The following is a 12,287-nucleotide window of genomic DNA, read 5'->3' as shown; positions in this document are numbered from 1 at the left end:
GGCAGCGTCAGGCTGGTGTCGTAGATGCAGCAAGAGCTGGTGGCGGCGCGACAGCGGCATCGCACCAGCGCAGGCTGGCACCCTGAGATTTTTGTGATCCTTGGGCCCCGAGGTGTAGCTTGGCAGGCCCGGCAATGCGCAGTGATTGGCCGGGGTGCAGAAAGCTATCTGCCAGTTGGCCTTCACAGGTCAGCCAGACGATGCCGCTCTGCGTCTGCAACCAGAGGCTTTGGCCGGCGTGGATGTGCAGCGTCCGCACCGCTGCGGAAGCGGGTAGAGGCAAGGTGTTCCAGGGCTTGGGAGTAAGGGCTGAGTGCATGCCCCTGACTGTGCAAAATGAGCAGGCATTTCACCAACCACAGCGCGGCAGAATGTGAACGAGTACAGATGAGGGCTGCAGCCCTTCTGTACTGGTTGTACTGCAATTCATCTGTGCTGTATGGCTTGAATGTAGGCAGTACAGAATGACGCTCTATGGAATTCGATGCATCCACACCGCGCTACCTGCAGATCGCCGGGCGACTGAGCCAGGCCATACGACAAGGGGCACTGTCACATGGGGAAAAGCTGCCGTCCGTTCGCATGTTGGCACGGCAGTACGGGGTGGCGCAGACCACGGTGGTGCAGGCCTACCACTGGCTGGAAGATGCACAGCAGATCACTGCGCGGCCACGCTCCGGTTTTTTTGTTGCGCCGCGAGCTGTGCAACTGCCGGAGCCCAAGATTGCCCGGCCCATGCGTCGCCCGCAGGCCGTCTCGCTGGACTGGCTGGGGCAGCGCGTTCTGGGACGTGAGCAGCCCGAGGGCATGGTGTCCTTCAGCAGCGGTACCCCCGGCATTGATTTGCTCAACCCCGACCGTGTGCGCCGCGCTGTCACGCGCTCGGTCCAAACGCACCGCCACCTGCTGTGCACCTATCCCGCTTCGGACGGGCATGAAGAAGCGCGGCGTGCATTGGCGCGTTATGCCCTGGGACTGGGCTGCAGTCTCGATCCAGAACGCATTCTCATCACTGGCGGCTGCATGGACAGCGTGGCCCTGTGTCTGCGCGCAGTTACCGAGCCCGGTGATGTGGTGGCACTGGAGTCGCCTACGCATTTCTCGTTTCTCGAGGTGTTGCAGGCCTTGCAGCTGAAAGCGCTGGAAATTCCCTGTCACCCGCGCCACGGCATTTCGCTGGATGCGCTGCAGCTGGCTCTGGACACCCAGCCCGTCAAAGCGCTGCTGCTGGTGCCCACGCTCAGTAATCCGTTGGGCAGTTGCATGCCTCAGGCCGAGCGCAAGCGCTTGGTTCAATTGGCTGTGCAGCACGACCTGCCTGTGATTGAGGATGCCATCTACGCCGATCTGGCCGAAGGCGATGCCATGCGCCGCAGCATCAAATCCTATGACAGCACGGGGCAGGTCATGCTCTGCCATTCATTTTCCAAGACGCTGGCGCCGGGTCTGAGGCTGGGTTGGCTGGAAGCGGGGCGCTGGACGGACAGGCTGCGCCACATCAAAGAGATGCAGGCTGGCGGCCAGTCGGCAGTGCTGGAGCTGGCGCTGGCCGACCTGATCTCGCAGGCCGGTCACCACGCCGCCATGCGTCAGCTGCGCGCCGCCATTGCTGCGCGGATGGAGCAGGCACGGCAGGTGATTGCACAGAGCTTTCCGGCAGGCACGAGGGTCAGCGACCCACCCGGAGGCCTGCTGCTGTGGTTGGAGTTGCCCGCGCAGCTGGATGCTGCGGCCTTGCATCAAGCTTGCCTGGCGCAGCAGATTCTGATAGCACCCGGTGCGTTGTTTGGCGCTGCAGGGCGCTTCAAGCAAGGAATACGCTTGGGTCTGGGGGGAGACTGGACGCCGCAGCATCTGCAGGCCTTGCGACAAGTGGGGGCGATAGCCTGTTCCATGCGTAGTTGATGGCTATGTTGATCAACACGAATTTCGTGCTGCACGAATTTCGTGTAACATTCAAGCCATGAAGAACGTCACCATCACCGTCGAAGACAGCGTGCTTGACTGGGCCCGCATTGAAGCGGCGCGGCGCGGCAGCAGTGTCTCGCGCATGCTGGGTGACTTCATGGCCGAGATGATGCAGCGCGAGGACGCCTATGAGCGTGCCTATCTGGCATGGCGCACGGATGAGCGCAGCTGGAACCAAAGCGCTACCGAGCCTGCAAAACTCATAGCGCGTAGCGCAAGCAGCACGCGCGCTACAGGCTCAAATAATATTCAAGCTGGGGTGGCTCCATGAACCCCGTTTTTGTTGATACCTCCGTGCTGATTGCGGCGGAAGATGCTGCCGGTGGCGATCTGTACGCCGCCACGCTGGAATGGCTGGATTTGCTGTGGCGCAGCCGCAGCGGCCGCACCAGCAATCAGGCGCTGGTTGAGTTTTATGACCAGGCCACGACCGCCGCTGTGCCTATGCCGCAGGGCGATGCCCGCGCCGCCATTCGCCGCTATCAGACCTGGACGCCCTGGAAAACCGACGCCGCCACGCTGGAAACCGCTTGGGCTGTGCAAGCCCGCCACGCGCTGGACTTTGGCGATTGTCTGGCTGTGGCCTGTGCCCAGCACAGCGGTTGCAACCAGATGCTGAGCCTGTACCTGCCCCACGGCGCAGAGTTTGGCGGCGTGACGGTGCTGCACCCGCTGCAGCAAGCGGCTAATCCGAATCTTGAGGCTTGAGTGCCTGAAATGCATGATTGCATTGGCCAACGCAAGCCCTGTGTGAAAGAGTGAATCCCATGACTGCTCAAGACATCCAATCCAAGGCCCTGCAACGCATTCGCGCCGATGTGCGCGCCATGCAGGGCTACCATATTCAGCCCGCGCAAGGCCTGCTGAAGATGGACACGATGGAGAACCCCTACCGTCTGCCGCTGGAGCTGCAGAAGAAGCTGGGCGAGCATCTGGGCGCACTCGAAATCAATCGCTACCCCGGCGAGCGCCAGGAAGTGCTGAAAAAAATGCTGGCCGATTACGCTGGCGCGCCTGCGGGGACCTCGGTGCTGCTGGGCAATGGCTCGGACGAAATCATCACGCTGCTGGCGCTGGCCACGGCCCAGCCTTGCAGCGATGCACGCGCCAAGATGCTGGCACCCATGCCCGGCTTTGTGATGTACCCGCTGTCTGCCAAGCTGCAGGGTCTGGACTTTGTGGGCGTGCAGCTGACCGAAGACTTCGACCTTGATGTGCCCGCCATGCAGGCCGCCATTGCCGAGCACCAGCCCGCCATCACCTACATCGCCTACCCCAACAACCCCACGGCCACGCTGTGGGCCGAGGACAAGGTGCAGGCCGTGATTGATGCCGTGGCGCAAATTGGCGGTTTGGTCATCATGGACGAGGCCTATCAGCCCTTCGCCAGCCGCAGTTGGGTTACCCGCATGAAGGCCGACCCCGCACGCAACGCCCATGTGCTGCTGATGCGCACGCTCAGCAAGTTTGGTCTGGCCGGTGCGCGCCTCGGTTATCTGATTGGCCCATCCGCCATCGTCAACGAGCTGGACAAGGTGCGGCCGCCCTACAACATCAGCGTGCTGAACTGCGAAACGGCCATTTTTGCGCTGGAGCATGAATCGCTGTACGCCGAGCAAGCCGCCGCCATTCGCGCTGAACGCCAGCCGCTGATCGATGCGCTGGTCGCCATGACAGGTGTAGAAAAAGTCTGGCCGTCTGAAGCCAATATGGTGCTGCTGCGCGTGGCCGATGCCGGTAAAGCGCAAACCGAGATGAAACAACGCGGCGTGCTGGTCAAAAACGTATCGGCCATGCACCCACTGCTGAATAACTGCCTGCGCCTGACCGTAGGCACCCGCGAAGAAAACGCCCAGATGTTGGCGGCATTGAAGGAATCCCTGTGAGCAATATCGTTCCCTCCACCGCAGCGCCGCTGCCCCGCACGGCAGAAGTCACCCGCAACACGGCGGAAACTCGCGTGGCGGTGCGCGTCAACCTCGACGGCACGGGCAAGGCCAGCCTGAACTCGGGCATCGGTTTTCTCGACCACATGCTGGATCAGATTGCCCGCCACGGCCTGATCGACATGGACATCGAATGCGAGGGTGACCTGCACATCGACGGCCACCACACGGTGGAAGACATCGGCATCACGCTGGGCCAGGCTTTTGCCAAAGCCATTGGCGATAAAAAAGGCATTCGCCGCTACGGTCACGCCTATGTGCCCCTGGACGAGGCGCTCTCGCGCGTCGTCATCGACTTCTCGGGCCGCCCCAGCCTGCACATGGATGTGAAGTTCACCTCCGGCAGCATTGGTCAGCTCGACACACAGCTGGTGTATGAGTTCTTCCAGGGCTTTGTGAACCACGCGGGCGTTACGCTGCACATCGATAATTTGAAGGGCTTCAATGCCCATCACCAGTGCGAGACCATCTTCAAGGCTTTCGCTCGCGCCGTGCGCTTTGCGCTGGAGCATGATGAGCGCATGGCGGGCGTGATTCCATCGACCAAGGGTGCTCTGTAAACAAGAGCGGCTAGCGCCTGTTCAATATGGATTTGAATATAAAACCATGTTGAACGCTACTATTCACAAGCGGTAAATGCTATGAATTTGAAGAACAACACCGTGGCAGTCGTCGATTACGGCATGGGCAATCTGCGCTCGGTTTCGCAGGCGGTGCGCACGGCTGCTGCCGATACTGGCTGGGATGTGGTCGTCACAGCCGACCCTGATGTGGTCTACGCCGCCAACCGCGTGGTCCTGCCCGGTCAGGGCGCCATGCCCGACTGCATGCGCGAGCTGCGCGAGTCCGGCCTGCAACCCGCCGTGCTGGATGCGGCTGCCAATAAGCCGCTGTTTGGCGTGTGCGTGGGCATGCAGATGCTGCTGGATCACAGCGATGAAGGCGATGTGCCAGGGCTGGGGCTGATCCCCGGCAATGTGCGCAAGTTTGATCTGGCAGACCGTACTCAGGCCGATGGCAGCCGCTTCAAAGTGCCGCAGATGGGCTGGAACCAGGTATCGCAAAAGCTGCAGGGCGGCCAGCCCCATGCGCTGTGGGCGGGCATTCCTGATGGCAGCTTCTACTACTTTGTGCACAGCTTTTATGCGCAGGTGCAACAAGGCGAGCATTGTGCCGCCGAGACAGATTACGGCGGCCTCTTTGCATGTGCCGTTGCACGCGATAATATTTTCGCAACCCAGTTCCACCCCGAGAAAAGCTCGGATCAGGGGCTGGCGTTGTTCCGCAACTTCCTGGGCTGGAAGCCCTGAAGTTTTTTCTTTATGCACTGGCCAACTCAGACGGCCATCTTTGCTAGCAGACCACCATCATGTTGCTCATCCCCGCTATCGACCTCAAGGACGGCCACTGCGTTCGCCTCATTCAGGGTGATATGGACCAGTCCACTACCTTCGGCGAAGATCCCGCTGCCATGGCCACCAAGTGGCTTGAAGCCGGTGCACGTCGTTTGCATCTGGTGGACTTGAATGGCGCTTTTGCGGGCCAGCCCAAGAACCTGGGTGCCATCAAGAGCATTCTCAAGGCGGTGGATGGCGAGATCCCCGTGCAACTGGGCGGCGGCATTCGTGATCTGGACACGATTGAGCGCTATATCGATCTGGGTATCGAATACCTCATCATCGGCACGGCTGCCGTGAAGAACCCCGGCTTTCTGCAAGACGCCTGCAGCGCTTTCCCCGGCCACATCATCGTGGGTCTGGATGCCAAGGACGGCAAGGTCGCCATCGATGGCTGGAGCAAGCTCACGGGCCAGGATGTGATCGAGACCGCCAAGCGCTTTGAAGGCTGGGGCGTGGAATCCATCATCTATACCGACATCGGCCGCGACGGCATGTTGACCGGCATCAATGTGGATGCCACCGTCAAGCTGGCCCAAGCGCTGAAGATTCCTGTCATCGCCTCGGGCGGTCTGGCGGGCATGGCGGACATCGAAGCCCTTTGCGCGGTAGAGAGCGAAGGTATCGAGGGCGTGATCTGCGGTCGCGCTATTTACACCGGCGATCTGGACTTCGCAGCAGGCCAAGAGCGTGCCGACGAGCTGGCGGGTGACTGATGTAGCTTTTCAGGCCCAAGCCGTTGACTGGCAAGGGCTGCCTGCTATCGCTTTAAAGCTGGCCCAAGGCGATTCTGCTTTGGTCAGCTTGCAAGGTGCACAGGTGCTGTCATGGGTGAGCCGTGGCGAGGAGCGCTTGTTCCTCAGCTCCAAGGCGGCGCATGACGGACAGACCGCCATTCGCGGCGGCATTCCCGTCTGCTTTCCCCAGTTCAACCAGCGCGGCTCCTTGGTCAAGCATGGCTTTGCGCGGGTCTCCCACTGGTCGGCCGATGCCGCCTTGCCCTGGGGCGAGGACGGCGTTCAGCTCATTTTGCGACTGAAGGACAGCGAAGAGTCGCGGGCCGTCTGGCCGCATGCCTTTGAAGCGCTGTTGACGGTGCAGCTCAAGCCCGGTTCGCTGAGCGTGCAACTGGCTGTGCATAACCGTGGTCTGCAAGATTTGTCTTTTACCGCAGCCCTGCACAGCTACCTGCGTGTGCCGCAGGTTGAGCAAGCCAGTTTGCATGGTCTGCAAGGCCTGACCTACTGGGATGCTGCAGCGGTAGTGCCCGATACCCACATCACGCAGCAAGGCGCAGTGCGCTTTGGCGCTGAGACCGATCGCGTCTATCCCCGTGCGGCTGATGCTTTGCAGCTACAGGCAGCAGGCCAGCCATGGCTGGAGATTGCGCAAGACGAGCCTTGGCGCGAAACCGTGGTCTGGAACCCCGGCCCCGCGCTCTGCGCCACGCTCAAAGACATGGAAGCGGACAGCTGGCAGCACATGCTGTGTGTAGAAGCCGCGGCCATTAATGCCGCCGTGGTTGTGGCGCCCGGCCAGTGCTGGCAGGCTGCACAAACGCTGAAGAGCTACTGATACCTCTTTGAAATTAAAAAGCCCTTGGCCTGTTCAACTTGCACCGGGCCAAGGGCTTTTTTATGCCACCTTTATTGCAGCATGAAGGTTCTGTACTCCAGTCTGTCCATGGAGCGTGTGAGGCACACCAGTCCTACACACAAAGTCACTAGCATGGCTAGCGTGAAGCCATAGCCGTAGAAGGCCGCGCCAAGTGCCAGAGAAATGGCGGTGAACGCGATATTGAGTACCAGCATCAAGGTGCAGAGCATCAAAATGATGCGGCGCTCATTGAGGTAGAAAAAAATATTAAGCACGGCCATGACACCGACCTGCAGCCCGGTTCCGACCACCTGGACATGCAATAGTGGCAGGTAAAGTTGAGAGATTCCAAGCAGCTCAAGCAAGGCTGGCCCAGCGACAAAAGTCACCAGAACGGCAATGGTTTGAATCTTGGCAATTTCACTCAGGCCTGTCTGAATGGAGTAAACCATTTCATTGCGCATGGACTCGATGAATTCCAGAGAGCCGCCTTCACGTACGGCATTGAAAAACTTATCGTAGTACTCCACAAAATCCGTCTCAATGCGCACCAGAAATACTGCCATTCCTGGAATGATGGAGAGGTAGGAGAGGAAGACCGGAATGTCGTAAATCAACGAGGCGCGCAGGCCGCCAATGATGGGCTGGGATGTTGGTAAGAAATACCAGAACATGATCTTGTCCATCCAAATCGCCATGTTGTAGAGCAGACCAATGGCAAGCAGGGAGGGGAAGATCATCGAGCGCTTGCTGAAATCGAAGGAGATCCAGCGCTCGGGCAGAGGGAAGCTTTTCAAAATGAGCGACCACATACCTGCAACCAATAGTGCATGGCCGCAGATAAAGCTGATTAGCAGACCCTCAAGCCCCCAGTGACGCAGTGGCAGTGCCAGTACCACGATCAGCGCGTAGCAAAAGGCAAACAGCGCCGTGATGGCCTTGTATTGCTTGAGGCCCGATAGCAGCACGGCCATGGTCCAGACCATGCACATCAATGTGAAGCTCGCCAGCATCAGGATGCGGTACAGAAAGCTTTGCTCACTCAGCAAGGTGAACAGCGTAATGCCACCGAACATGGCCGCAAGCGCCACAATCACCAGCAGCAGCCCGTGCAGATTGGGCAGAACGACGCTGTCTTGCTTGAGGAAAAGGCGGTCTGAGATGAAGCGTGTAAATGCCAGCTGAGCCGGTCCCGTCAGAATCAGGCTGAACGCCACCAGATAGGTGACGGAGGTCTGAAACTGTGTGATAAGCAGCGGCGGTGCAATCACGCCAACGCTGAAGATCCCCACCAGCAGGACGCCGATGATGGAAAAAACCCAGGGGCCTGAGCCAATCACGCCTGCGTATGCATAGGCCTGCAGCACGCTGGACAGCGTGTTTTTGCGCAGCATGTGGCGCAGTTCAAATCCAATGCCAGCCATTAGTGGGCCTCCCGAGATGAGTCGAGCGCGTTGTCGTAAATCTGGCGATAACGATCAAAGAGCAAGTCGTCGGTGTAGTAGCGCTCCACACGGGCAATGCCTGCAGCGCTGGCTTCCTGCCATTTCTGAGAGTCCGTCAGCAACTCCAGCGACGCATCGGCAAGTGCTTCAGGGTTGGCAATACCAACAATGCGGCCGCAACTGCCCAGAGCCTGGTCGGCTTCGTCGAGGCCGTTGATCAACTGACTGCAGGAGCCCACATCGGTGCTGACCACGGGGACACCAGAGGCCTGAGCTTCAAGGATGACGAGGGGGAGTGCTTCACTGACTGAAGACAGGACGACAAGACCCACGAGAGGCATCAGGTCTTCGATGCGTTGCATGCCCAGGAATTTGACGTGATCTTGCAAGCTGAGGCTGGCGACCAGGTTTTTGCATTCCTGCACATAGCTGGGATCTTCATCCGTAGGGCCTGCAATCCAGGCCTGAGCCTGAGGCAGCTTGTTTACGATGCGGCGCATGGAGCGGATAAAGGTCTTGATGTCCTTGATGGGAACGACACGGCCGATCAGGCACAGCACCGGTGGAGTCGTCGCGGCTCTCATGCTGCGCAAGGGCACAAATCGTTCGAGGCGTATTCCATTGGGTACGTTGCGTGTGCGCTTGGCTTCGGCGCCATCACTGATCTGGCGCAGGCGGTTGGCTTCGTAGAGCGCAATGATGGGGTTGGCGGCGTTGTAGCAAAAGCGTCCCATCCATTCAAAGAACTGAATCCACATCTGACGGAAGAACGAGACCTCCATGGGGTCGCGCTGAAAGAGGTTGCGGTTGTCCCTAATCCAGGAGCTTTTCAGCAAGTCGATTTGTCGTTCTTTGGTGTAGATGCCGTGCTCCGAAAGAATCAGGGGCAACTGGCGCTGGTGGTGCAACAGCCCTCCCAGAAAGCCAGCGTAGCCGGTGGAAACGGTATGCAGAATACGTACGGGAATCAGGTTTTCGGCAATTTCTGAAAGTAGCCACAGGGGCTTGAACATGATGCGCACTGTCCAGAAAAAATCGACAAAGGACGGATCAGTGCAGTGGCGCCGGTAGCTGTCCCGGATCAGGTTCCAGGCTTCTTCGCTGTGCAGAAAATCGTCCAGCGGTATGCCGCCGTTGGGACGGATTGCTTGCGTGATAGCCAGCATTTCATCCAGGATTTTCTGCCTGGCTTCCCTCGATTCGTCGCAGGTTGCAAGAGAGGACAGGAATTTTCTGATTTTTTCGAACTCTTGCGCACTGCCTTTGACAGTCACTGGTTCTTCCGTGCTGCTCAGACCATCGTAGAGAAAGTGTTCCTGGAAATGAACGACATTGGCAGGTAATTTGTAGCGAAACTCTGCATAGTCTTCACGCTTGCTACCGAGGAAAACGATCGCGAACTTGTATTGCGGGTATGCCTGCAAAATTTGCTGTACCCAGCTGGAGACGCCTCCGCTGACATACGGGTAGGTGCCTTCCAGCAGCAGCGCAATATCGGCCTGCTGGGTTTTGGGGATGGGGGCGTTCATGCAGCACTCCAATACTTCATGCTGGATCGCAGGTTTTGCGGGGCTTGAGCGGGGTCAAGCATTTGCATGAGTCGCTGAGTTTTTGAATAGTCGTGCTGCAGAAAATAAATCTCAGCCAGATAGGGAATGACGCGAGCTGCAGGCAGTCCTTGCTCCAGTGCGGCTTCGTAGGCGTCTTGTGCCTGCTTGTAGTCTTTACGCAATTGCATCAACCTGCCTTTGCGCAGGGTGAGCAATGCGTTGTCGGGCTGCTCCTGCAGAACGGCAAGGCAGTAATGCAGAGACTGGGCGATTGCGTGCTCACGGACATCGCTTTGAGCGATGCCTTGGTAAATCATTTCCCAGTAAAGATCTGAAAGAGCCCAAGACGCCTGAATGCCTTGAGGTCCGAGTGGAGAGACACCTTCGTTTTTATGTGCGCGCTCCAGAGCTTGCTGCGAATCATGAATAGCTTGGCTAATTTGCTGCTCTTTGTTGTCAAGCATGCTGTATGCGAGCAGGCGCAAATCATCGTTGGAGTCACTGAGGGCTGTTCGCAGCATGGGCGATGCGAGTCGGCCAGAGACATTGCTCAATGCCACCATGGCGCGCATGCGCGATGGAGTCGGAACACTTTGATTGGACAAAAACGTTTTCAGTCCCGAAGGTCTGCGGCTGTTGCTGCTGGACTGGTGCTGATCAAATTCAGGCAAAGTCACCGAAGGGAACTTCGTGAATGAATCTTGATTTCGGTAGCGATACAGGACAAGAGTTGCGATAAGGCAGCCTGCCGCTCCTGCAATGGGGATAGTGAACGACACCAGGGCAACAAGACCGAGCAAGGCCAGTCGGTGCTCGCGCAGCCGGTGTGATGCGAGGATCAGGGGGCGCATGCTGAATGCAAAAAGAATGCTAGCCACAGCGTGCACGATGAAGTAAGTCATCAGTACGCTGTCTGCAGCCTTGTTGAACAGCTGCAGGCCGCTCCATGCAAGGATTTCAAGCAGAACGGCTGAGATGAAAAACAGGATGTTAGGCATGGGCGATTCTGACAATCTCATCAAGAACCCGCATGGAACCATTTTTTTGAATCGGGAGAGTGTGGGGAATAATCCCGGCCTCCTCGATAGAGTGAAAGCCTCGTTGCTCGAGTCGGGTTGAGAGGCGGTTCAGAAAGCCTTCGCTGGAAGCGAAGGATCCAAGCGGCATGAGGATGGCCAGCACGGATTTTTCACGGCCCTCAAGGAGCCAGGATTGATCCAGCATGCGTTCCATGCGCATGATGAACTGAGGCATGTCCAACGCGATGGCTTTGGGTGAGAGCTGTAGTGCCAGGACGATGCTGGGCAGCTGGCTCGATTGGAGCACATGCTCCATGCGCTGCAACTCGAAGGCGAACTGGGGTGGGCACTCTGGGTGTACTTGCAACAAGGGCTGGGCGAGATTGTTGGCCGCAATGCTGTCGGTGTAGTAGCCCAGCAAAAGGTTGACGGTTTGCAAAGTCTCTTCTTGCAGGGCGAAGAAGGGCATCTCTTCCACGACCAGCATGCCGTACATCTCACCCGAGAGATCAAGCAGGGGGGCGGCAACGACATAGCTGGTGTTCTGGCCATCTTTCAAGCTGCGAGAGATATGGCACAGAGATTGTGTGGAGAGGGCTTGCTGAACCAGCGCATCATCTTGATTGATGGATCGGGCACCGCCAATTTGAGCGATGCTTTGATCGCTCAGGCGGCCGCTGCGAAAAGGCACAATGCTCGCCACATTGATTTGGCAGAACTGGGAGAGCAAGTTCAGCAGCGTTTGCGCATCACTGGTCGTGCCCTTGAGGTCGCGCAGCTGGTGCAGTGCGTCGCGCATGGAGACAGGCTGACCAATCAATTGCTGCTCCAGCTGGTCATGCGACAGGCGCAGCAGATAGTGCTGGCGAACGAGTTGCTCCAGGCGCTGATCCTGATAATGACGAGCCGTCTGTGCTCTGCGCAGATGGTTGCGCCAGACGCTGGATACCTCGCCGACGATCATGACCATGATCAGGCCGCCGAGAAAATACTGCTGTGGAAATTGGCTGAAATCCTGCTGATTCAAACCAGCCCACCCCAGCAGAAGAATGCCTGCCGAGAAAAGGCCCGCAATAGGGCCGTAGCGCAGGGCAATAATCATGGGTGCGAACCAGGCCCACGGAAAATCCGCATTAATCCACAAAGGATCCGGGCGATTCACGAGATAGCCCAGGAGCAGGGCGAATGCGGGAATCAGGACAGTTTCGGCAACGATGACCCAAGGCTTCTCGCTGACTACCGTGAGCTTGCCAAGTGGGGAGCCTTTGAACTCATCGGAGGTTCGGATTCTTTGTACTGAGTCGGCTGCATTGGCGGTTACAGGTATTTCTTGAGAATGCATAGTCTGCTGTCCTGATTGAACCGA

General features: G+C 58.3%; 13 protein-coding genes. 8 read left to right on the top strand and 5 right to left on the bottom strand.

Features of this window, described 5'->3' with window-relative positions; translation table 11 throughout:
• Positions 1–7 precede the first annotated feature (7 nt).
• The gene (locus CLU84_RS17120; RefSeq protein ID WP_099738695.1) at positions 8–319 is read right to left on the bottom strand and encodes a DUF2917 domain-containing protein; all 312 of its coding nucleotides are present in this window, start codon (positions 317–319) and stop codon (positions 8–10) included.
• A gap of 155 nt (positions 320–474) precedes the next feature.
• On the opposite strand from CLU84_RS17120, the gene CLU84_RS17115 reads away from it, so the two are divergent.
• The 8 genes from CLU84_RS17115 to CLU84_RS17080 all read left to right on the top strand — a co-directional run bounded on the left by CLU84_RS17115 (position 475) and on the right by CLU84_RS17080 (position 6,886).
• The gene (locus tag CLU84_RS17115) at positions 475–1,905 is read left to right on the top strand and encodes a PLP-dependent aminotransferase family protein (protein ID WP_099738692.1); all 1,431 of its coding nucleotides are present in this window, start codon (positions 475–477) and stop codon (positions 1,903–1,905) included.
• Positions 1,906–1,963: 58 nt separating this feature from the next.
• Complete coding sequence (locus CLU84_RS17110; protein ID WP_099738690.1) at positions 1,964–2,239, top strand: hypothetical protein; 276 nt, start codon at positions 1,964–1,966, stop codon at positions 2,237–2,239.
• Positions 2,236–2,676, top strand: coding sequence for a PIN domain-containing protein (locus tag CLU84_RS17105; protein WP_099738688.1), 441 nt, complete (start codon positions 2,236–2,238; stop codon positions 2,674–2,676). Before CLU84_RS17110 ends, CLU84_RS17105 begins: the two co-directional genes overlap by 4 nt.
• A gap of 59 nt (positions 2,677–2,735) precedes the next feature.
• The gene (gene hisC / locus CLU84_RS17100; protein WP_099738687.1) at positions 2,736–3,854 is read left to right on the top strand and encodes a histidinol-phosphate transaminase; all 1,119 of its coding nucleotides are present in this window, start codon (positions 2,736–2,738) and stop codon (positions 3,852–3,854) included.
• Positions 3,851–4,474: an imidazoleglycerol-phosphate dehydratase HisB gene (hisB, locus tag CLU84_RS17095; RefSeq protein ID WP_369826873.1), complete on the top strand. Its 624-nt coding sequence runs from the start codon at positions 3,851–3,853 to the stop codon at positions 4,472–4,474. Before hisC ends, hisB begins: the two co-directional genes overlap by 4 nt.
• 81 nt (positions 4,475–4,555) lie before the next feature.
• A complete protein-coding gene (hisH, locus tag CLU84_RS17090; RefSeq protein WP_099738684.1) occupies positions 4,556–5,224 on the top strand; it encodes an imidazole glycerol phosphate synthase subunit HisH in 669 nt (222 codons plus the stop codon).
• 59 nt (positions 5,225–5,283) lie between these two features.
• Positions 5,284–6,027 (top strand): 1-(5-phosphoribosyl)-5-[(5-phosphoribosylamino)methylideneamino]imidazole-4-carboxamide isomerase, encoded by a 744-nt coding sequence (gene hisA / locus CLU84_RS17085; protein WP_099738682.1) that lies wholly within the window; start codon positions 5,284–5,286, stop codon positions 6,025–6,027.
• Positions 6,020–6,886: a D-hexose-6-phosphate mutarotase gene (locus tag CLU84_RS17080; RefSeq protein ID WP_099738680.1), complete on the top strand. Its 867-nt coding sequence runs from the start codon at positions 6,020–6,022 to the stop codon at positions 6,884–6,886. The genes hisA and CLU84_RS17080 overlap by 8 nt, the downstream gene beginning before the upstream one ends.
• A 71-nt stretch (positions 6,887–6,957) precedes the next feature.
• Here CLU84_RS17080 and pelG read toward each other — a convergent pair whose 3' ends face one another.
• From pelG to CLU84_RS17060, 4 genes are read right to left on the bottom strand one after another with little or no spacing between them, the layout of a single operon-like run.
• Complete coding sequence (gene pelG / locus CLU84_RS17075; protein WP_099738678.1) at positions 6,958–8,331, bottom strand: exopolysaccharide Pel transporter PelG; 1,374 nt, start codon at positions 8,329–8,331, stop codon at positions 6,958–6,960.
• Positions 8,331–9,881, bottom strand: coding sequence for a GT4 family glycosyltransferase PelF (gene pelF / locus CLU84_RS17070; RefSeq protein ID WP_099738676.1), 1,551 nt, complete (start codon positions 9,879–9,881; stop codon positions 8,331–8,333). Before pelF ends, pelG begins: the two co-directional genes overlap by 1 nt.
• On the bottom strand, positions 9,878–10,900 hold the full coding sequence (locus CLU84_RS17065; RefSeq protein ID WP_099738674.1) for a lipopolysaccharide assembly protein LapB: 1,023 nt from the start codon (positions 10,898–10,900) through the stop codon (positions 9,878–9,880). Before CLU84_RS17065 ends, pelF begins: the two co-directional genes overlap by 4 nt.
• Positions 10,893–12,263, bottom strand: a complete 1,371-nt coding sequence (locus CLU84_RS17060; RefSeq protein WP_099738671.1) for a PelD GGDEF domain-containing protein — start codon at positions 12,261–12,263, stop codon at positions 10,893–10,895. Before CLU84_RS17060 ends, CLU84_RS17065 begins: the two co-directional genes overlap by 8 nt.
• Positions 12,264–12,287: the final 24 nt, after the last annotated feature.

The organism is Comamonas sp. 26 (genome assembly GCF_002754475.1).
Lineage (GTDB): Bacteria > Pseudomonadota > Gammaproteobacteria > Burkholderiales > Burkholderiaceae_C > Comamonas.
Note: the sequence above shows the minus strand (reverse complement) of the source record. Positions and strands in the feature narration are given on the sequence as shown.

What these genes read in the sequence shown, in the direction of transcription:
- pelF (WP_099738676.1), bottom strand. Translation starts at nt 9,881, where the DNA reads ATGAACGCCCCCATCCCCAAAACCCAGCAGGCCGATATTGCGCTGCTG.
- CLU84_RS17060 (WP_099738671.1), bottom strand. Translation starts at nt 12,263, where the DNA reads ATGCATTCTCAAGAAATACCTGTAACCGCCAATGCAGCCGACTCAGTA.
- CLU84_RS17120 (WP_099738695.1), bottom strand. Translation starts at nt 319, where the DNA reads ATGCACTCAGCCCTTACTCCCAAGCCCTGGAACACCTTGCCTCTACCC.
- CLU84_RS17115 (WP_099738692.1), top strand. Translation starts at nt 475, where the DNA reads ATGGAATTCGATGCATCCACACCGCGCTACCTGCAGATCGCCGGGCGA.
- hisA (WP_099738682.1), top strand. Translation starts at nt 5,284, where the DNA reads ATGTTGCTCATCCCCGCTATCGACCTCAAGGACGGCCACTGCGTTCGC.
- hisC (WP_099738687.1), top strand. Translation starts at nt 2,736, where the DNA reads ATGACTGCTCAAGACATCCAATCCAAGGCCCTGCAACGCATTCGCGCC.
- CLU84_RS17105 (WP_099738688.1), top strand. Translation starts at nt 2,236, where the DNA reads ATGAACCCCGTTTTTGTTGATACCTCCGTGCTGATTGCGGCGGAAGAT.
- pelG (WP_099738678.1), bottom strand. Translation starts at nt 8,331, where the DNA reads ATGGCTGGCATTGGATTTGAACTGCGCCACATGCTGCGCAAAAACACG.
- CLU84_RS17065 (WP_099738674.1), bottom strand. Translation starts at nt 10,900, where the DNA reads ATGCCTAACATCCTGTTTTTCATCTCAGCCGTTCTGCTTGAAATCCTT.
- hisH (WP_099738684.1), top strand. Translation starts at nt 4,556, where the DNA reads ATGAATTTGAAGAACAACACCGTGGCAGTCGTCGATTACGGCATGGGC.
- CLU84_RS17110 (WP_099738690.1), top strand. Translation starts at nt 1,964, where the DNA reads ATGAAGAACGTCACCATCACCGTCGAAGACAGCGTGCTTGACTGGGCC.